This is a genomic window from Halarcobacter bivalviorum (genome assembly GCF_003346815.1).
GTDB lineage: Bacteria > Campylobacterota > Campylobacteria > Campylobacterales > Arcobacteraceae > Halarcobacter > Halarcobacter bivalviorum.
This window is the reverse complement of record NZ_CP031217.1, coordinates 21,466-42,392: the sequence shown is the minus strand read 5'-3', so window position 1 is coordinate 42,392 and position 20,927 is coordinate 21,466. Positions and strand designations below refer to the sequence as shown.

Annotated in this window: 15 protein-coding genes; 4 read left to right on the top strand and 11 right to left on the bottom strand. The window is 27.8% G+C overall.

Annotated features, from left to right (window positions below):
- Nucleotides 1–9: 9 nt before the first annotated feature.
- Genes ABIV_RS00190 through ABIV_RS00175 form a run of 4 tightly spaced genes read right to left on the bottom strand, consistent with a single transcriptional unit; the run spans nucleotide 10 to nucleotide 3,841 of the window.
- Nucleotides 10–1,014 (bottom strand): efflux RND transporter periplasmic adaptor subunit, encoded by a 1,005-nt coding sequence (locus ABIV_RS00190; protein ID WP_114837976.1) that lies wholly within the window; start codon nucleotides 1,012–1,014, stop codon nucleotides 10–12.
- On the bottom strand, nucleotides 1,011–2,213 hold the full coding sequence (locus ABIV_RS00185) for a TolC family protein (protein WP_114837975.1): 1,203 nt from the start codon (nucleotides 2,211–2,213) through the stop codon (nucleotides 1,011–1,013). The genes ABIV_RS00190 and ABIV_RS00185 overlap by 4 nt, the downstream gene beginning before the upstream one ends.
- Entirely contained in the window at nucleotides 2,213–2,593 is a 381-nt protein-coding gene (locus tag ABIV_RS00180) for a FixH family protein (RefSeq protein ID WP_114837974.1), read from the bottom strand. The genes ABIV_RS00185 and ABIV_RS00180 overlap by 1 nt, the downstream gene beginning before the upstream one ends.
- A 60-nt stretch (nucleotides 2,594–2,653) precedes the next feature.
- A complete protein-coding gene (locus ABIV_RS00175) occupies nucleotides 2,654–3,841 on the bottom strand; it encodes a sensor histidine kinase (protein ID WP_205526937.1) in 1,188 nt (395 codons plus the stop codon).
- A gap of 46 nt (nucleotides 3,842–3,887) precedes the next feature.
- Between ABIV_RS00175 and ABIV_RS00170 the strand changes: the two genes are divergently transcribed.
- From ABIV_RS00170 to ABIV_RS00160, 3 genes are all read left to right on the top strand, one after another.
- Nucleotides 3,888–4,553 carry a response regulator transcription factor gene (locus ABIV_RS00170; protein ID WP_114837973.1) on the top strand — a complete coding sequence of 222 codons (666 nt, stop codon included), beginning with the start codon at nucleotides 3,888–3,890 and terminating at the stop codon, nucleotides 4,551–4,553.
- 85 nt (nucleotides 4,554–4,638) lie between these two features.
- Entirely contained in the window at nucleotides 4,639–5,511 is an 873-nt protein-coding gene (locus ABIV_RS00165) for a sulfurtransferase (protein WP_114837972.1), read from the top strand.
- Between the two features lie 45 nt (nucleotides 5,512–5,556).
- A complete protein-coding gene (locus ABIV_RS00160) occupies nucleotides 5,557–7,890 on the top strand; it encodes an EAL domain-containing protein (RefSeq protein WP_162917958.1) in 2,334 nt (777 codons plus the stop codon).
- Between the two features lie 387 nt (nucleotides 7,891–8,277).
- On the opposite strand, the gene ABIV_RS00155 is transcribed toward ABIV_RS00160, so the two are convergent.
- The 4 genes from ABIV_RS00155 to purB all read right to left on the bottom strand — a co-directional run bounded on the left by ABIV_RS00155 (nucleotide 8,278) and on the right by purB (nucleotide 13,912).
- The gene (locus ABIV_RS00155; protein WP_114837970.1) at nucleotides 8,278–8,649 is read right to left on the bottom strand and encodes a hypothetical protein; all 372 of its coding nucleotides are present in this window, start codon (nucleotides 8,647–8,649) and stop codon (nucleotides 8,278–8,280) included.
- Nucleotides 8,650–9,044: 395 nt separating this feature from the next.
- A complete protein-coding gene (locus ABIV_RS00150; protein WP_114837969.1) occupies nucleotides 9,045–10,064 on the bottom strand; it encodes a ribonucleotide-diphosphate reductase subunit beta in 1,020 nt (339 codons plus the stop codon).
- Nucleotides 10,065–10,140: 76 nt separating this feature from the next.
- Nucleotides 10,141–12,519 (bottom strand): ribonucleoside-diphosphate reductase subunit alpha, encoded by a 2,379-nt coding sequence (locus ABIV_RS00145; RefSeq protein WP_228254348.1) that lies wholly within the window; start codon nucleotides 12,517–12,519, stop codon nucleotides 10,141–10,143.
- A gap of 49 nt (nucleotides 12,520–12,568) precedes the next feature.
- Nucleotides 12,569–13,912: an adenylosuccinate lyase gene (gene purB / locus ABIV_RS00140; RefSeq protein WP_114837967.1), complete on the bottom strand. Its 1,344-nt coding sequence runs from the start codon at nucleotides 13,910–13,912 to the stop codon at nucleotides 12,569–12,571.
- 296 nt (nucleotides 13,913–14,208) lie between these two features.
- Here purB and ABIV_RS00135 point away from each other — a divergent pair, with 296 nt between their 5' ends.
- Entirely contained in the window at nucleotides 14,209–14,964 is a 756-nt protein-coding gene (locus ABIV_RS00135; protein WP_228254315.1) for an RluA family pseudouridine synthase, read from the top strand.
- On the opposite strand, the gene ABIV_RS00130 is transcribed toward ABIV_RS00135, so the two are convergent.
- The 3 genes from ABIV_RS00130 to ABIV_RS00120 all read right to left on the bottom strand — a co-directional run bounded on the left by ABIV_RS00130 (nucleotide 14,961) and on the right by ABIV_RS00120 (nucleotide 20,831).
- Nucleotides 14,961–17,162: a sensor histidine kinase gene (locus tag ABIV_RS00130; protein WP_114837965.1), complete on the bottom strand. Its 2,202-nt coding sequence runs from the start codon at nucleotides 17,160–17,162 to the stop codon at nucleotides 14,961–14,963. The two genes, ABIV_RS00135 and ABIV_RS00130, sit on opposite strands and share 4 nt — an antisense overlap.
- On the bottom strand, nucleotides 17,149–18,099 hold the full coding sequence (locus tag ABIV_RS00125; RefSeq protein WP_228254314.1) for a substrate-binding domain-containing protein: 951 nt from the start codon (nucleotides 18,097–18,099) through the stop codon (nucleotides 17,149–17,151). The genes ABIV_RS00130 and ABIV_RS00125 overlap by 14 nt, the downstream gene beginning before the upstream one ends.
- A 77-nt stretch (nucleotides 18,100–18,176) precedes the next feature.
- Nucleotides 18,177–20,831: a transporter substrate-binding domain-containing protein gene (locus ABIV_RS00120; protein WP_114837964.1), complete on the bottom strand. Its 2,655-nt coding sequence runs from the start codon at nucleotides 20,829–20,831 to the stop codon at nucleotides 18,177–18,179.
- Between the last annotated feature and the right edge of the window lie 96 nt (nucleotides 20,832–20,927).

The following is a 20,927-nucleotide window of genomic DNA, read 5'->3' as shown; positions in this document are numbered from 1 at the left end:
ACCCTACTCTTACCAGTTGTCATCATCACTTGAACTATAAAGTCCATTTGTGATTGCATCTGAATCAAGTAAAAACAGTGCATTGTTTATTACTCTTTGATTCTCTTCTAAGCCTTCAAGAATTTGATATTTATTTGATGAAATTCTTTTTGCTATAACTTCAATAGGCTCATATTCTGTCTCTGATAGATATTGAAAAACATAATGTTTAGCACCTTTTTGTAGAACAGCAGTTTTTGGAAGTGTTAAAATCTCTTTATCCACTTGCTTGATATCTACTTTAGCAAACATATTTGCAGAGTACTTTAAATCTTTATTATCAATAATAAATCTAACATCTACACTCTTAGTTGTTTCATCTACTGTAGGATAGATATAATCAACTGTTGAAGTTATTGCTTCATCAAAACCATCAACATATATTTTTGCTTTCATACCTTTTTTTACAAAAGATAAATCCTTTTGATATACACTTGCTATTACCCACAGTTTTTTTAAAGAGGCTAATTGAAGTAAAAGACTTCCTTTTTTCACAAAACTTCCATTGTTTATCTCTTTTTTTATAACTATTGAATCATAAGGAGAATAGAATGCAATATCTTTTATAAATTTTTTTGCTTCTATAATTCTTTTTATCTCTTTGTCGTCAACTGCTAAAGCTTTTAGTTTACTTACATTACTTTTTACTAAACTCTCATTAAATTTCTTTGCAATATTAATCTCTTGAATTATTGAACTAACTTCATCTGAATAGATTGAAAAAAGTGCTTCATCTTTTTTTGCAGTTGAATAAAGCTTATTAGCATCTAATTTTGTTATATATCCATCAAATCTACTAACTACATCATAAATTTCTGACTCATCAAAAGTAAGACGCCCATAAAAGCTTTTTAAAGGCCCTATTTGCTCTTTTTGCACTTGGGTAAGCTTTTTATTGAACAACTGCTTTACTTCAAGAATTTCGGCACTTAGTAAAGAAGCCCCTAAAAATAGACCTAGTAGATACTTTTTCATTTTTTAACCTTTGTAAAATATATAGAATTTGAAAAATTTGTAAAATATGTCTGTTTTTCATCAATTGCTTTTAATTTATAGTTGATTAATTCATTAAGATTTCTAATCAGCTGTTTTGAATCAATTTGCTTTAAAGATGAAAATCTATTATAACTTTCAAGTGTTCTTTGAATTTGATTGTATTTTGGAATAATGCTTTCATTTAATTTTTCATATGAATATAGTGCATTATTAATATTATCTTGTAAAATACTAATTTGATTTTTAAATTGTAGTTTTGAATCTTCTAAAAGATTTTTAAACTCATTTGCTTTTAGTTTTGCTTTTTTTGCTTTTATATCTTCACTTCCATAAACAGAAAGTGGAATTGCAACACTAACATTTAGATAGTCTTCATATTTACTATCTCTTTGAAAATAGTTTACTGATAATTTAATATCTGAATTTTTTTTCTCTTTTTCATATAGTGAAGTATTATCAAACTTCTCTATATTCTTTTTTATTTGTAAAAGTTTTGGATGATTATCGAAATTTTTTTCTAAAACAATCTCTTCTAACTCTGTACTAATATCAATATCTTTATAACTTGAATATGTAAGTTGTTCTAATTTTAATTTCATTGTAGTTTGAGTATTAATAAGTTTTCTTTCACTTATATCTAATTCTACATATAAGGTTTGAACTTTTATAATATCAATTTGACTAGCTTTATTATATTTATAAAACTCTTCTAAAAGTTTTTGTAGTTCATTAACATTTTGTTTTAACTCTGAAAAAAGAGCTATTCTTTCATCAAGTAATTTTATATTATAAATATACTCATAGATTTTTGCTCTTAATTCAAGTTTTTTATCTTCTAATAAAAGCTTTGAAAGCTCATAATCATTTCTTGCAATATCTTGTTCAATCTCTTTTTTCTCACCCAAAGGGATAGTTTGAGTTAAACCTATAAATTGAGCTTGCATTGCTTCTAAATCTCTTTTTGAAATATCATCAAATTGAATATCAGTAGCACCTAAACTCAATACAGGATTTTCCCATTTTGAAGCTAAATCAATTTGCTCTTTTGCAGAGGCAATAGTTTGTTCCATTGCTTGTAAAGAACTATTTTTTATTAAAGCTTCATCTACAACTTTATCTATACTCTTCGCAAAAATGAGACTTGAAAAAAGGATGAGAATAAGAGATTGCTTAATCATTATAAATTCACACTTGATCTAATTTTATGAACTTTTCCATCAGCAGTTTTAAACATTAGATGATACTGCCATGTACCACTCATTGATAAGTTGATTAATAGTTTATATTTTCCATCAACTAATTGTGCCTTCCCTTCATATTCCATATATGGCATTCCTGGCATCTCTGGCATAAAAAATTTAGCTTTTACTTTTGCATCAGTAACTGCTTGCCCATCTTTTGCTAAAGTTACATAAAAATAGTTATCTCCTACAACTAAAGACTTTTCTGATTTTAGTGTAATATCATAACCATTTTTTGAACCTGTTAAATCAATTGGCTGGGCATTTAAAACACCTATTAAAAGTGCTATTATTGAAAATATTTTCAATAGTTTCATGTTTTCTCCTTGAATAAGTTTCAAGAAGTGTAGTTATTATTTATGGAGTGTGTGTGGAAATTAAAAAGTGAAAGTAAAGGTCGTACCCTTTTTCAACTGGGAATCAACTTTGAAAGTTATATTATAGGCTTTACAAATGTTTTGAACAATATTTAGCCCTATTCCAAAGCCACCTTGCTCTGTTGTAGCACGATAATATCTATTAAAAATATCATCAACTTTTTTCTTCTCAATACCTATTCCCGTATCTTTAATACTCAAAGTTTTATCTTTTAAAAGAATAGAGACTTTTCCTTCTTTTTTATTATATTTTATTGCATTTGAAAGAATATTATTGAAAAGTCTTATAAAATCATTTTTATCTATTTTATATCTAAGCTCTTCAAGGTCTAAAGAGATATTAATTTTCTTTTTTTGTGCTATTACCTCAAAATAGTTTAATTGCTCTTCAATCACAGCTTTTAATTCAAGTTCTGAGATTACTCTATTTTCATCTTTCTCTTCTAAAAAGATATATGTTAAGTCACTATAAATCTCAGAAATTCTATGAACTGCTAATTTAACTCTTTCTAACTGCTTTGAAGTAAGTTCTTTACTCTCTGATGACATTAAAATAGCACTAATTGGAGTATTTAATTCATGGGTTGTATCTTTAATAAAGTTATTTAACTTTTCTCTTTCATCTTTTATAGGTTTAATAAAGAGTTTTGCTAAAAAATAGCCAACAATAGAAATTAAAGAGTAGATGATTAAAAATACTATTAATATTTTGCTTTTAATATTTTCAACAAGGGTAATAAAAAGTTTCTCTTTTATAACTATATAAAAAACTCCTAGATGTCCAAAAGTAGAGTTATCAACAAGAACATAACTATTATTATCTTGATAAAAACCTTTTTCTAGTTTTGTCTTTCCAGTAGAATTACCTAAAATTTTATTCCCATCTTTATCATAGAAAGCTATTTCATAACCTTGCATTTGTAAATATTCATCAATATCTAACTCTCTATCCATCATATGAGCAAAAATGATTTTTGAAGAAATTTGAGAAGAGATATTCTCCATTTTTGTTTTAGCTAAATCCAAATGAAGTGTTTTTTCATTTTGATAATATAATAGTGATAATAAGAGTAATAAAATAAAGGAAGCTCCTAAATATAATGATAAAAATCTAATAAAGGTTACTTTTTCACTTCTTGTTAAATCTATGGTATACTCCTTTTGAAATTTGATTATAACATTTTCCACATAACTTACACGTGTAGTTTATATACTTTTGTCAGGGAGTTAAAAAATGAAAATATTACTACTTGAAGATGATACTTTATTACATGAAATTATTGAAGAGTTTTTAGAAGAGCTAAAGTATGAAGTTATATCTACATATGATGGACAAGAAGCTTATGAACTTATTTTTGAACAACACTTTGATTTACTTATTCTAGATGTGAATGTTCCTTCTATAAATGGCTTTGATTTACTAAAAAATATAAAAGAAAACTCTATGGATATTCCAACAATCTTTATAACTTCTCTTCACACAACAAAAGATATGGAAACTGGCTTTAATGTGGGAGCTGATGATTATATAAGAAAACCTTTTCATCTAAGTGAACTAAAACTTCGAATTGATAATATAAAAAGACTAAGAAAAATAGACTCTCAAGAGATAGAAAAAATTAATGACTCTATTTTATATAGTTATGCTTCAAAAATCATTTCTATAAAAGAAAAGCATACTCAACTCTCAAAAACAGAAGCAAAAGTATTTGAATATCTTTTAAAACACTCAAATAAAGCTGTATCTATTGAAGAGATAGCGCTAAATAACTGGGTTTATGATGAAACACCAACTGATACTACTATTAGAACTTATATTAAAAATTTACGAAAAATATTAGGTAAAGATTCAATTATTAATATAAAAGGGATTGGTTATAAATTTGACCTAAATACTTAATTTATCTTTAAATAATTAATTAATTTATAATTTTTAATTAATTTTATGGCAATATTAAACTCTTAGATTACTAAAGGAGTCTCTTATGATAAAGAAACTACTTATATTGCCACTTATTTTTATAAACCTTATTTTTGCTTCAACAACAGAAACATTAGAAAAAGAAATACCCTCAATTGTTAATGTAAAATGGCTTCAAGATAATATTAAAAATCCAAATTTAGTAATTATTGATTTAAGGGATGAAAAAAGTTATAAAATAGACCACATCAAAAATGCAGTAAATATTCCTGCATTAGAAAACTTATTTGCAAAAAACTATTTTATGCCAAATATTGAAACCTTGAAAAAACTATTTAGTGAAGCTGGTGTTTCAAAAGATTCACTTGTTCTTGCTTATGATGATGGTAGTTTTATTTGGTCAGCAAGATTATACTGGATACTTGAAATTTTAGGACATACGAATATTGGTATTTTAAATGTTGGTTATAAAAATTGGGATGAAAATAAAATTCCACTATCAAATGAAGTTTTCACTCCTCAAAAAAGTAATTTTATACCAAGAGTAGATAATTCAAAAATTCAAACAAAATTAAGTACCCTACTTTCAATTGGCAAAAAAACAATTATTGATGGAAGAAAAGAGTCTCATTATTTAGGGAAAGAGTCTATTGCAAAAAGATTTGGACATATTCCAACAGCACAAAATTATGCTTGTACTCAAAATTATCAAGTAACAAGTAATGGAAATAAAATCAAAGATTTAAATGAATTAAAAACTATTTATAAAGATATCCCTCTTAACAAAGAGATAATTTTATATTGTGATGGTGGAGCAGAAGCTGCATTGAATTATATAGTATTACAAGAATTAGGTTATCAAGTATCAGTTTATGATGGCTCATGGATTGAGTGGGGAAATGATGATATTCTTCCAATAGATAACCCTTCAAAATAAAATAATATGACAAGAAGGCATTATAGAGGGTCTATAAAGACTCGATTGACATTTATTATTTTATTTGTAACTTCTGTAACTGTTATTATTGGTTATTCTTCTTTTATCTATTGGAATTTAAGTTCTCAACATGAAAGAGCAATAAATCTATCTAAAACAGTGGGAGATGTCTTAAGCCAAGATATTGCAAAACTAATCTTATTAAAAGATATTGCTATTGCCGCAGATATAACAAGTGGATTAAAATCCTTTGACAATCTGAACTCTATGGTTCTTTATAAGCTAGATGGAGAACCTATTTTTCAATATAGTAAAGATGATAAAAGCTTTGAAGTAAAAGAACTTCAAACTGATTTTAAAAATGAAAATAACTTTAATAAAAGTATTTTTAAACTCTTTATTCATGCAGATTATCAAGATACACATTTAGGTTATATTGAATTAAATTTTAAAGTTGATACTATCTGGGATATGATAAAAAGAGATATTTTTATTCTTTTTGTTTTTTCTATTGCTCTTTTAGTATTCTCTTTTTTACTAGCCAACTTTTTTGCAAAAAAATTTACTCAACCTATTTTAAAGCTTGTAAACTTTTTAAATAAGATTGATTATATAGACTCATTAAAACATAAAATTACTACAAGAGAAGATAATGAGTTCGGAAAACTTTATGATGAAGTAAACTATATGCTCAAAAGAATAGAAAATTCTCAAGAAGCAGAAAAAATCGCAGCTGCTGCATTTGAAACAAAAAGTGGAATGGTAATCACAAACAAAGATAGAATAATTTTACAAGTTAATAGAGCCTTCTGTAAAATAACAGGATATGCAAAAGAAGAAGTTATAGGAAAAACACCCTCTATACTTAAATCTAATGTACAAAATAAGAGCTTTTATAAAAAGATGAGGAAAACCCTTGAAAAATATAAATATTGGTCAGGAGAGCTTTATAACAAGCATAAAGATGGAACTATATATCCAGAATATCTGACAATTCAAACTGTACTAGATGATAATGGAAAAGTAATTTATTATGTAGGCTCATTTATTGACTTAACACTTCAAAAAGAGACTGAAGCAAAAGTTGAATATTTAGAACAATATGATTCCTTGACTGGACTTGCAAATAAAAAATTATTAATAAACAATATTCAAAAATATTTAGATGAAGAAAAACAAAAAAACTGGGGTACTATTTTATGCTTAGATTTAAAAGATTTCAAACTTATAAATGAAGCTTATGGACATAGTGCAGGAGACTCTATTCTTCAAACTATTACAAAAAAGTTAAAAGAGAGTTTTACTGAAGCAAATTTAATTGCAAGAATTGGAGCTGATGAATTTATCATTTGGTTTTCAAATATTGCACAAACAAAAGATAAAGCCTCTATTGAAGCAAAATCTTTAGCAGAGTTTCTTATAACTAAAATCTCAGAACCTATCTATTATGAAAATAAAGCTATTAATCCTCTACCTTTTATTGGAATTGCTTTATATAATAACAAAGCCTTAGATGCAAATGAATTATTTAAAGAAGCAGATACAGCTCTTCATTTAGCTAAAAAAAATGAACAACATTTTTCATTCTTTGATGAACAAGCTAAAAATCTTGCACAAACACATTTAGATACTTATTCACAACTTTCAAAAGCAATAAAACGCAATCAGTTTGAGCTTTATTATCAACTACAGTATAATCATAAAAATGAGATATTTGGTGCAGAAGCATTGATTAGATGGATTCACCCTACTCAAGGCATTTTATCTCCTGATAAATTTATTTCAATTGCAGAAAAAACAGGCTTAATAATACCTATTACTACTTGGGTTATAAAAAATGCCTGTATGCAACTAAATATCTGGCAAAAAGAGCCAAAAAGTTCAAGTTGGATAATTGCTATTAATATTAGTGCAAAAGAGTTTTCTCAAGATGATTTTGTAGATATAGTTAAAAAATATATTCATATGTATGAGATAAAAGCAAATAGATTAAAACTAGAACTCACAGAATCTATTTTAGTAAAAGATATAGATTTAGTGATTAGTAAAATGACAAAACTTAGAGAGATAGGGGTTCAAATCTCTTTAGATGATTTTGGTACTGGTTACTCTTCTTTACAATACCTAAGAAATCTACCTTTAAATCAAGTGAAGATAGATAGAGTATTTGTAAACAATATTTTAAACAATAAAAATGACGTAGCTATTGTAAAAAGTATTTTATTACTTGCTGAATCACTTAATCTTGAAGTTGTTGCAGAAGGTGTTGAAACAAAAGAGCATTACAAATTCTTAATAGAACTTGGGTGTAAGCTTTTTCAAGGTTTTTACCTTGCTAAACCTTCAAAGATTGAAGATATTGATGCTTTAATAAATTAAAAAATATGTTAATACTGCTGATGTGTAGTATGCTGTTGATAAACCAAAAAATAGAATTGAGCTTTCATATTTTAATGCCATGACTTCCCCTTTTTGTCTTTATATGAATAATTTTATTGGGGATTGGTTTCATTTAGATTACAAGAAGATGATACTTTTTTGTTGAAAAAAGAAGAAAAAGTATGATACCTTTTTATTGAAAAAGGTATCGCCAAAAGCAACCAGCCAAGTTGTCAAAGGTCTAACGACTACCCTCTTGTTTTATCATGATTTTTTGAACTGCGTAACTCATAAAAAGAGTGAGTTTATCACTCTTTTTATTCAGACATACTCGTTCTTTACCAAAAATTATTCTAAAACACTCGGCTTTAACAAAGGCTGGGATTTCTATGAAGCCAAATTAAAACTATAAAGCTTTTTATTTGTTGAATAAATTTCCTTAACTGTAATTAAACCAACAAACTGTTGTAATTTCTTTTTTACTAACTGATAAATGATTTTATAATGAATATTTTCTTTCATTAATTCAATTACTGTTTGAGCAATCATTATTTCTAATGTAGCTATTATTGACAACTGAGAAGAAGTAAAGTGTCCTCTTAGCCCACTTTCAATATCTAATGTTTTATAAACCAATTTTGTATAAACCATATATAATTTCTCAGGACTTTTACTCCCTTGATTCTTTGCATATATTGTTAATAGTTTTAATACATCTGTTTCATCATTTCTAATTTCTTTTGAAATTAATCTATCCATACTTAGTTCTCCTAATATTTGGATTTAGTGTTGTAAAAAGCTAAATTAATTATTTTAATTTAAACTTTTATTACCTATTCTTGAAAAAATTGAGAAAGTATTACATTTAATAAAATTTGAAAGCAGTTTGTGTTAGTATTCTTGTGCTAAAAAAATAGAGTACACATTTAAAGTTTTCAAAATATTTAAATGTGTATTTACTTCTTATTATTTACTAAAATAATCATTCAACTCCCTTTTTATTTATTTACTGATTTTTATGACTTTACTGTCAAGAATTTACTATTTTACTTTCAATTCAAGGCCTGCAGTAAAAATTATGGCAGGAGTTTACTCGAAGTAAATGACTGTCATAATTTTTGCAAAAACGCAGAATTTATGTAAAAGAGAAAATTCTAGAAGTCGTCGAAGTCTATCGAACCTTTTGAGTAGTTTACTACGTTACCCTCAAAGAAGTTAGTTCTCTGGTCATTAAAACTTGCATATCCATCAACCCAAGGAATAGGATGCTTCACATTATACTCAGGAGCATATCCAACTGCTTCAAGTCTTCTATCTGCAAGATATTGAATATATTGCGTAATAATTGCATCTGTAAACCCTAGAATTTGTCCTTGAGTAATATATCCACCCCAAGATGCTTCAAGATCTACAGCCTTTCTAAACATTGCTCTTACAGTCTTTTCTAATTCAGGGGTAAAAAGGTCAGGTCTCTCTTTTCTTGTAGAATTAATCATGTTTTGGAAAAGAAGTAAGTGAGTTACTTCATCTCTTTGAATAAATCTAATCATTTGAGAAGAACCAAGCATTTTTCCTGATTTTCCAAGAGCATACATTGCAGCAAATCCTGCATAGAAATATAGACCTTCTAAGATTTGGTTAGCAAACATTGCTAAAACAATCTTCTCATCAGTAATATCACCTGCTAAATTATGATATACATCTGCAATATAATTGTTTTTTTCTCTTAATTTTTCATCAGTTTTCCACTTATCATAAATCTCATCTGTATTATCAGAGATAGACTCAACCATAACTGCATATGATTTTGAGTGGTTTGCCTCTTCATAAGATTGTCTTGATAAACAAGCATTAATCTCAGGAACAGTAATATATGGGTTAATATTATCCATTAAGTTGTTTGTCTGTAATGAATCCATAAAAATTAATTGAGATAATACTAAATCATACATTCTTTTTTCTGCTGGGCTTAGGTATTTATAATCCTTAGCATCACCAGTCATTTGTACTTCTTTAGGGAACCAAGTATTTGCTTCCATTGTATCCCAAAGGTTTAAAGCCCATTGATACTTCATCTTAGTGAAGTTAATCATCCCATCAGGATTTCCACCAAAAATTCTTCTTTCGTTAAGTGTTTCTTTAGAATCTGGATTATATATCGTTTTTCTTCCCACTTTTATCTTTCCTCTATGTTTTTAACATTTTATATTTTAATCTTAGACTTTTGTATACAAAAAGTGTAAGGTTATCTTATTGACAACCTGCACACTCCATACTTCTGTCCTCAACATCATTTGAAGCTTCAGGAGATTGAGATCTTAAATAATAAGTTGATTTAAGTCCTAGCTTCCAAGCAGTAGTATAAATTTCATGTAAATATCTACCACTTGCTTTTTCTAAACTCATAAAGATATTTGTACTTTGCCCTTGGTCTATCCATTTTTGTCTAACAGCAGCAGCTTTAATAATATCAATTTGATCTACTTCATATGCTGGTTTATAATAAACCCAAGTTTCAGGGCTAAGATTTGGTACAACAACAGGAATAAGTCCTGATAAGTTCTCTTCAAACCATTTTCTTTTATATACTGGTTCAATAGCTTGTGTTGTTCCCACAAGAATTGAAATAGATGAAGTAGGAGCAATAGCCATTAAGTAACCATTTCTCATACCATTTGCTTTTACTTGCTCTCTTAGAGCATCCCAATCATAAGAAGTATCAAATAAATCTTTATCTACAAGTGCATTTACAGCTTGAGGTGCATGGTCATGAGGCATAATTCCTTTTGACCAGTTAGAACCCTCAAATGTAGGATAAATACCTTTTTCTACTGCAAGTTCAGATGAAGCTTTAATAGCATTATAAGAGATTGCTTCCATAATTAAATCAATCTTTTTAAAGTGCTCTGTACTTCCCCACATAACTTTATTTTCTGCAAGCATTTGAGACTCACCCATAACTCCAAGACCAATAGATCTTGATTTTAGGTTTGTTGCTTTTACTTTTCTTAATGGATAGAAGTTAAGGTCAATTACATTATCAAGCATTCTAATTGCAATAGGAACAACTCTTTCAATATCCTCTTTTGTAAAGATTCTAGATAAGTTTACAGAAGCTAAGTTACATACAGCTGTATCTCCATCAATCTTCTCTTTTTCAACTATAAATACTTTTTTACCATTGATAGAGTCAAGTGCAGTTACTTTATTTGCTCTTTTTTCTTGTCCACCATCTACTAAAACAATATCTTCTTCTTCGTATGTTTCAATTGTTCCATCTTCAAACTCTAATTTAATCTTGTAGTGATTAGGGTTTGTATTTTGGAAAATCTCTGTACAAAGGTTTGAAGACCTAATATGACCTACGTGACCATTTGGATTTGCTCTATTTGCATTATCTTTAAAACAAAGGAATGGACTTCCTGATTCAAAATATGAAGTTAAGATTTTTTTCCATAAATCTTTTGCTTTGATTTTCTCTTTAGTAATAGAATCATCATTTTCATACTCTTCATATCTTTTTTTGAAAGCATCTCCATGTAGTTCAGATAAATCTTTTACTTCATGTGGGTCAAATAAAGTCCAATGAGCATCAGCTAAGATTCTTTCCATAAATAAATCTGTAATCCATAAAGAAGGGAATAAATCGTGCGCTCTTCTTCTTTCTTCACCTGAATTTTTCTTAAGGTCAATGAAGTCAGAAATATCCATATGCCAAGGCTCAACATATACAGCAATTGCACCTTTTCTAGTACCTAACTGGTCAACTGCAATCGCAATATCATTTGTGATTTTAAGGAAAGGAACTGTTCCACCAGCAGCACTTTTATGACCATCAATCATTCCACCTAAAGCTCTGATTTGGTTCCAATCCCAACCAATACCACCACCATATTTAGATAGTAGTGCCATCTCTTTATATCCATCAAAAATACCTTCAATATTATCTGGACTTGAACCAATATAACAAGATGATAGCTGATGTCTATTTGTTCTAGCATTAGATAGTGTTGGAGTTGCAAGCATAACTTCAAACTTAGATACTACATCATAAAACTCTTTTGCTTTTTCTTGTTTATTCTCTTCATTTTGAGCTAAGAACATAGCAATTGCCATAAACATTTGCTGAGGAAGTTCTATTGGGTCACCATTTCTATTTTTGATTAAATATCTATCATATAAAGTTTTAATACCTAAATAGTTAAATAAGTAATCTCTATCAGGGTCAATATAATCATTTAGCTCATCTAAATCAAAACCTTCTCCAAGACTAGGGATTAGTCTACCAGCTTCTTTTCCATATCTTAAGTAATCTCTTAAATGGCAATACGGCTCACCTTTAATACCATGAGTTACTTTTCCAACTCTATGATAAAGGTCAAATAAAAATAATCTAGCAGCAACAAATGTCCAATGAGGAACATCTATATCAATTTTTTCTACTGCTGTTTTAATCAGTGCATCTTGAATATCTGCAGAACTCATTCCATCTACAAACTTGATTTGAGCATCAAGTTCTAACTCAGATTGAGATACTCCGTCTAAATCCTTAGTTGCATCGATTGTCATCTTTTGGATTTTAGTAATATCTAAAACCTCTTTTCTCCCATTTCTTTTTTCAATCATAATTGCCATATTGCTTGCCTTTTTCGATATAAATTATTTATTTTTTCTTGTGCTACTTAGCACTCTCTTTGAGAAAAACTCTGTTGAAAATTGCATCTACATTTTTTGTGTAGTATTCGTAGTTGAAACACTCTCTAATTTGCTCTTCACTTAACTTAGCTCTTAACTCATCATCAGCTAATAAATGACCAAGATATAAAGATTCACCATTTTCATTTACAGTTGGCTTACCTTGTTGAATCTCTTCCCAAACTTTCATTGCATTTCTTTGTACAATTCTATATGCATCTTCTCTACTTACACCAGCTTTTGGCAATTCTAGTAATACTCTTTGAGAGAATACTAATCCACCAGTTAGGTTAAGATTTTTCATCATATTTTCTGGCATTACTGTTAAGTTTGCGATTACATTGTTCATTCTGTGAAGCATGAAGTCAGTTGTAATAAATGCATCTGGTAACCAGAATCTTTCATTTGATGAGTGAGAAATATCTCTTTCATGCCATAGAGCAACATTTTCCATTGCAGGAGCTGCATATGCTCTAATAGTTCTAGCTAATCCTGTAATATTTTCAGTTAAAATAGGATTTCTTTTGTGAGGCATTGCAGAAGAACCTTTTTGTCCTTTAGCAAAATACTCTTCAGCTTCATATACTTCTGTTCTTTGTAAGTGTCTTACTTGTACTGCAAATTTTTCTACTGAAGAAGCAAGTAATGCTAAAGCAGTTGCTAATCTTGCATATCTATCTCTATGAACAACTTGGTTTGAACAAGGCTCAGGTTTTAATCCTAATTCAGCCATTGCTAACTCTTCTAGTTCAAGTGGTGCATGTGCAAAGTTACCCATAGCTCCAGAGATTTGACCTACAGAAATTACTTCCATAGTCTCTTCAAGATTTTTAAGATGTCTTGCTACTTCATCATACCAAACAGCTAAAGTTAAACCAAATGTAATAGGCTCACCATGAATACCATGGCTTCTTCCTACCATAAGTGTAAATTTGTGTTCTTGTGCTCTTTTTTCAATAGATTCCATTAACATTTTTACATCGTCAATAATAATTTTTAAAGAGTCTCTCATTTGTAAAGCAACACCTGTATCAACCGCATCTGAAGAAGTCATACCATAGTGAAACCATCTTGACTCTTTTCCAAGTGACTCAGCAACACTTGTATTAAATGCAATTAAATCGTGTTTTGTTACAGCTTCAATCTCTTCAATTCTTTCTACTGAAAAAGTAGCATTGTTAACAATTTTTTTACAATCTTCATCAGGGATAAGACCTAATTTATTCCATGCTTTAACTGCTGCTTTTTCAACCTCAAGCCATGCAGCATATCTTGCATGTTGAGTCCAGTGTTTACTCATTTCTTCTCTGGCATACCTTTCAACCATTTACTAATCCCTTATTATCTGTATTTCTAAAAATTTATAAAATTTCTTTGTTAAATTAAGTATGATATAGTATCAAACTTAGACCAAATTCTACATTAATTTTTGTATATTTTTTGGCTAAAATTTTACTTAATTTTTAGGAACACATCTTGCCATTTATTTTAAAAAAATTTTCAGTCGCTAAGGGTAAGAAAATACAAATTGCTTTAATACAAGATTTAACGCTAAACCCCAAAATATCGAACCGTATGCTAAGTCGAGGTAGAATATTTAATAGTAATAAAGTAGCTTATAAAATGTCTCAAATTATTGAAGAAGATTTTATTTATATAGCTGTTTTTGAGGGGCATACAAGAGGCTTAAAACCACTTGTTACATTTGAAGATTTTGCTATCTTTGACAAACCTTCAAACTTAATGATACACCCTATTTCAAAAAAGACAGAATATTCACTTTTAGATGAAATTAGATTCCATTTAGGAGAAAAAGCAAACCAAGCACATAGAATAGATGCAGAGACTTCAGGTTTAGTTTTAGTAGGTAAAAATGAAAAAGTTACAAACTCTTTAGCAATTATGTTTGAAAAAAAAGAGTATAAAAAATCTTATCTTGCAATTGTTAGAGGAAAAATAGAAGATGAAATAACAATAGATAAGAATCTTAAAAAAGAAGGAAAAGCAATTGGTGTTAAAATGGCTACTTGCTCAAAAGAGGAAGGTAAAGAGTCTATTACCATGTTAAAGCCTTTAAAATATAATGAGAAAAGAGACCTAAGTTTAGTAGAAGTAACTCCTATTACAGGCAGACAACATCAAATAAGAATACATTTACACTCAATTGGTCACACTATATTAGGAGATCCAATTTATGGGATAGATGATGAAATAGCTGAAGCCTATTTAAATAAAACTCTTAGTGAAGAAAAAAGATTTGAAAAAAGTGGTTCTTTTAGACTTTGGCTACAAGCAAACTATTTAGAGTTTAGTTACAAAGGAATAATATATAAAATCTATTCAAAAAATAAAGAGATATATAAAGAGTTTGATAATTAGTCTATTTTAAAGACTATATCAAACCTTGCTCCTTTATATACTTTTCCATTATATTTATATGATTCATTAAAAGCTTTTATTTTAGCATTATGATGGTCTGTAATTATCTGATAAACCATTGATAGCCCTATTCCCGTACCTACACTCTTATGTTTTGTAGTAAAATAAGGCTCAAAAATCTTATCAAGAATATCCTCATTTATACCACCTGCACTATCTTTAATACTAATTATAAATTCATCTTTTATAACTTTAGTATCAATAAAAAGAAGTTTGTCATCATCATTTTCAACCTCTTTTAAAGCATCTTTTGCATTATTTATTATGTTTATAAAAGCTTGAATAAGTTCATTTTCATAACCATCAATTTTAATATCATCATTTTTATTTATTATTACATTGATATTGTTATTTACAATTGTAGAGTTTAAGATAGAGAAAGTTTTATCAATTACTGTTGAAATAAAGATATCACTTTTCCGCTCCCCTTCTCTAATAAAGTTTCTAAAATCATCAATAGTTTTTGAAAGATATTGGGTTTGCTCAATTATAGTATCCATATCAGATAAAATCTCATCTTGCGTTGTAATTGCACCAAATTCACTTCTAACTTTAATCCCACTTGCTATTGTAGAAATAGCACTCAAAGGTTGTCTCCATTGATGTGCAATATTACCAATCATCTCCCCCATAGAGGCTAGTTTTGATTGAGACTCTATTAATTTTCTATCTGTAACATCTTTGGCACTAATAATAATTCTTTTTTTATCAGGCAATAAAGCCAAAGACATATTTGTAATAATAATCTTTTCATCTTTTACTACGCAAGCTTTTTCAAAATTTACTAAAGAACCATTTTCTAGAACTTCACTCATAACTTTTTTTGCACTTTCTATATCTTCAGGCATAGAAAGTCCAATACAAGATTTTGTAAGAAGCTCTTCTCTTGTAAAGCCTGTCATATTTAAATATGAATCATTAAATTCTAAGAAATTACTCTGTAAATCTAAAATCGCTAAACCATCTTTAGAGTAATTAAAAATAGTTTCAAACTGCTCTTTTTGCTCTTCAAGAACTCTTTCAAACTCTTTTCTCGCTGTAATATCAGTGTGAGAACCAACCATTCTTGTAGGATTATGATTTTCATCTAAAGAAGCTTTACCCCTCGTAAGAACCCATTTATAAGAACCATCTTTACATCTTAATCTCACTTCTAAAGAGTATGGATTCTTTTCAGGATTTTGAAAATGCTTTTCTAAATGATTTTTTATTAATTCTCTATCATCTTCATGAATATGGTCAAAAAAAGATTTAGGGCTATTTTCTAATTCATCCTCTTCATAACCTATAATACTTTTCCAGTTTTTAGAGAAATAAGCTTCATCTTTTTTGATATTCCAGTCCCAAATACCATCATTTACTCCATCCCAAGCGAGAAGAAGTCTCTCTTTTAATTCATTTAATTGGGTATTTGAAGCTTTAATTGATTCAATCATTTCATTTATTGTTTTACTTAAATTAGAAATCTCTTTTGGTCCATCTGTACTTAAAAACTTTAAAGGAATTCCATCTTCATTTCTATTTTCTAACTCTTTTACAATATTAAAAATATATTTTAATAGGAAATATCTAATAGCAATAAATAGAAAAATTGTCATAAAAATTGATAAGAAAATCACATTTTTTATATTATCTTCAATGATTTCACTAAGTTTCTTCTTAATCTCTTTATCTGAGTTATACATAATGATTTTACCAATTTGATTGCCTACATCATCAAAAATATATAATTCACTACTATATGAACTATTTGAAATAAGCTCTCTATGGGATTTACTGTCTCCATTATAATCAATAATTAGACCTCTTTCATCTCTAATTTTTCCACTAAAAAAGCTTTTATCCCCTGTGATTTCTGCCATTTTGTAGTCATTAACAATTATTGCAATTACATTTTGATTATTCATCTCATTAAAAATTAAATTATTGTATTCATATGCTGAATATGAAAGAATAAAATCTTTAATATTGTTGTTTAATTTTGAAAGAGTTATTGAAGATTTATATTTAACATCATCAATCATTGTTTTCTTTGTAGATATATATTTGTAACTTGAATACAAACCAACTACAAACATCACAGTTAAGGTAATGATTATAAAAAGAATAAAATAAATTGAAACTCTATTTTGTTTCATTAATTATTCCTAATACATTTCTTTTTATCAAAGGTAGTTTTCTTTCTATATTTTCTTTTGTCACAGCTAATATTGGTAGTTCAATATGACTATCAACTTTTTTACCTTTTAAATGAGAATCTAAAATCTGAACTGCTTTTTCTCCCATTAAAAAAGGTTGTTGCATTCCTGCTGCAACTATTATATTTTTTGGTATAAGCTCTAAAAACTCTGGTTCAGCATCAAAAGTTATAAGATAAATCTCTTTTTTTGATTCTTCTATTGCTTTTAAAGCACCTCCATATTTATCTGAACCTTGTAACCAAAGAACCTTCATATTAGGGTTTAAAGAGATTAAGTCTTTAGTATATTTATAAGTTTCATCAAAAGAAAAATCAATTTGTTGCCTCATATCTGCACTTTTTATACCTACTTCATTTAAAGCTTTCATAAAACCTGTTGTTCTTAATTTTCCATTTGATCTTTTTTGTGGAATTGCAATAATTCCTACACTGCTATTTTCAATTTTCATTTTTTTCATAAATGAAGTTAATGCATGCCCTAATTTATAAGCTCCATGATAATTATCAGAAGAAATATAAGAGAGATATTCTCCTGAATCAGTACCTACATCAGCTATAACTACAGGTATTTCTGCTTTATTTATTAAATTTAAAACTGTAACACAATTTGAAGAGTTTGTAGGAGAAATTACGATAGCAGAAGGTTTTGATTTAATTGCTTTCATTGTATTAATTAATTCTTGTTTTGCACTATTTCCTGCACTATATACACTAAAGTCATAATTTAACTTTTTTGCACTTTCTTCAACCCCTTTACTTATAATTTGCCAAAAAGGAATTGATAAATCAGGTGTTAGATAAATAATTTTTTTTTGATTTTCTGCAAAAAGAAGGCTTGTAAAACAAAGAATGAATAATATTTTCCATAGCTTCAAGACGAAATCCTTGATATAAAGTAATTTATTTTAACAAATATATTTTGTATTTAAACTAAATAATAAATTTTTAGCAATTAAAATGTAATAGTAAAGGTAACACCTTTATATTTTTTTTCATTATGAAAGAATTCACTATTTTCAACTTTTATTTCTGCATCAATTTTATTTAAAATAGAATAAGTCATATAAAGCCCTAAACCTGTACCTTCTGACTGGTGTTTTGTAGTAAAATAAGGTTCAAAGATTTTTGTAATAATTTCTTCTTTTATTCCACCTGCATTATCTTTAAATTCTACAACAACTTTTTTGTTGACATCTTCTTTTACACTTATTAGTAATAATTTCTCATCTTTTTTATTTTTTAGGGCATCAATTGAATTATTAATGATATTTATAAAAGCTTGAAGTAGTTTATTTTGTCCACCTAATAATACTCTATCAATATTGTTATCTAAAACTAATTTTATTTGTTCATTTTGTATTGAAGGACTTACTAATCTAATTAGATTATCAATTAAAATTTTAATATTAAACTCTGCAGAACTATTTTCACCTTTTATAAAAAGTCTAAAGTCATCAATGGTTTGAGAGAGATATTTTGCATTTGAAAGAATTGTTTTCCCCTCTTCTAAAACTTTTTTCTTATCAAAAGTACCTAACTCCTCGTAAACTTCCCAACTTGTAGCAATAATAGTAATTACACTTAATGGTTGTCGCCATTGGTGTGCAATATGTCCTATCATCTCTCCTAAAGCAGCCATTTTTGATTGCTCTATTAGAAGTTTCTCTTTATTTTTAATATCCGTAATATCTATAAGTGAAGAGATTCTTACTTTTCTTCCACTTAATTTTAAATTTGCACCTTTTCCAAGTGTCTGAATATTTCTACCATCTGCTGTCAAAATATCTAATTCATAGGGATCTTTTACTGTTGCTAAGATTTTACTTTTTACTAATTTTTTATAATCTTTTGCAATAAAATTTAATAAATCTTGTCCAACCATCTCCTCTTTAGAGCTATAACCAAAAAGTTTTACGGCAGATTCATTTACCTCTATACATTTTCTATTTTCAGTAATTAATATAGCTTCCATAGTTGAGTTCATAATACTTTGAATATCATTGTATGAATCTTTTAAATTATCATTATATTTTTTTAAAAGACTTTGTCTATAGATAAAAACTGCAATAACTATTAAGAAGATAAAAGTAGCTAAAAAAATCAGTTTATAATCAACTTTTTCTTCTACCACTGTAGTTTGTATCCAATTTGAATTAATCTCTTTTCTCTCTCTTAAAGAGATAGAATTAAAAGCTTTATTTATGATTGAAAGTAAGATAGGATAATCATTTTGAATTAAATAGTGATGCTCTATATCAAAAATAGTAGTACCTGATACTTTTAAATTTTTTAGGTGTAATTCAGAAATATAATACAAAGATGTAGCAATATGTCCAACAAAAGCATCTGCCTTTCCATTTTCAACTAAAAGTAAAGCTTCTGGAATATCATCTGTAATTATTAAATTCATTTCAGGATAATTTTTTACAATAAAATTATAACTCGTATAATATTTTGGAACAGCAACTGTAGCATCTTTTAAATCCACTAAACTATCTAAATAAGTATATTTATCAGTGGTTACTATAACAAAAGGGTATTTAGCATAACTTTGAGAAACTAACCCTAAACTCTTCTCTTGTGGACTTGAACCAGCACCAGGAATTAAATCAATCTTTTTTTCTTTAAATTTTTGTAGAACATCACCCCATGAAGAAGATGGTACAAATTTAAAATTTAGTCCAGTTCTTTTAGAGACAATATCTAAATAGTCTCCCATAATACCTTTCATTCTATTATCTTCAATTATTGATAAAGGCTTCCAGTTCACTTCACTATAAAGTATCTCTTCTTTGTGTTGAATATATTCTATTTCTTCTCTTGAAAAGTCAATTTTATTTTCAAATCTATTATTACTAATCCATTTTTTTGCTAAATAAGAGAACTCTTCTATTTCAATTTCATCTAAAGATTTTTGTAAGATATCTTTTAAAATTGCATTTTCTCTATGAACTGCAAATCTTAAATCCTCTTTTTTTATTGAGGTAAATTCCCCATGAACTTTTAAAGTAAAAAAGGTATTATCAATTATTGCTTTTTGTCCTGTTGTATATGAAGCTAAAAAATAGTTTGCTTTTCCAGTTATTACAGCTTGTGCTTTTTCAAAACTTGAATCTAGTTCTAAAACTTTTATTCCAAGCTTTTTAAGATAGTCAATATAAAATAGTCCCCTACTTACAGCAACTACTTTACCTCTTAAACTCTCGACACCTTTATAAGTTGTATCAGATTTTAATCCAAAAATAAATGTAGGTATTTCATAGTATGGTGTAGTAAAAATTGCAAATTGAGATCTTTCATCTGTAAAAGATATTTCTGAAATCACATCACTTTTTTTATTTTTAAAATTATCAAAAGCTTCTGCCCATTTTGAAGTCTTAATTTCAAACTTTAATCCACTTATCTCTTCAATTCTTTTTATAATATCAAGAGTAAAGCCTTTATGTACTTCTCTTGTTTCATAAGAAAAAGGTTCAAAATTATTAAGCATTGAAATTGTTATAACAGGATTTGAGGCTATCCATTCTTCTTCTGCTTTATTAAAAGGTTGAGAAAAAAGAGTATTTATAAAGAAAAACAAAAGAAATATAACTCTTTTTATACACATATTGTATTCCTTAATAAAGCTTAGTAGTACAATTTATTATAAATACTTTAAAAGCCTCCTTAAGATATCTGGTTAAATCCTTAAATCTTAGTACAA

Excerpts from the sequence above, each read along its gene's own strand:
- ABIV_RS00155 (WP_114837970.1), bottom strand. The coding sequence starts at position 8,649 with ATGGATAGATTAATTTCAAAAGAAATTAGAAATGATGAAACAGATGTA.
- ABIV_RS00185 (WP_114837975.1), bottom strand. The coding sequence starts at position 2,213 with ATGATTAAGCAATCTCTTATTCTCATCCTTTTTTCAAGTCTCATTTTT.
- ABIV_RS00170 (WP_114837973.1), top strand. The coding sequence starts at position 3,888 with ATGAAAATATTACTACTTGAAGATGATACTTTATTACATGAAATTATT.
- purB (WP_114837967.1), bottom strand. The coding sequence starts at position 13,912 with ATGGTTGAAAGGTATGCCAGAGAAGAAATGAGTAAACACTGGACTCAA.
- ABIV_RS00120 (WP_114837964.1), bottom strand. The coding sequence starts at position 20,831 with ATGTGTATAAAAAGAGTTATATTTCTTTTGTTTTTCTTTATAAATACT.
- ABIV_RS00135 (WP_228254315.1), top strand. The coding sequence starts at position 14,209 with ATGTCTCAAATTATTGAAGAAGATTTTATTTATATAGCTGTTTTTGAG.
- ABIV_RS00190 (WP_114837976.1), bottom strand. The coding sequence starts at position 1,014 with ATGAAAAAGTATCTACTAGGTCTATTTTTAGGGGCTTCTTTACTAAGT.
- ABIV_RS00165 (WP_114837972.1), top strand. The coding sequence starts at position 4,639 with ATGATAAAGAAACTACTTATATTGCCACTTATTTTTATAAACCTTATT.
- ABIV_RS00130 (WP_114837965.1), bottom strand. The coding sequence starts at position 17,162 with ATGAAACAAAATAGAGTTTCAATTTATTTTATTCTTTTTATAATCATT.
- ABIV_RS00180 (WP_114837974.1), bottom strand. The coding sequence starts at position 2,593 with ATGAAACTATTGAAAATATTTTCAATAATAGCACTTTTAATAGGTGTT.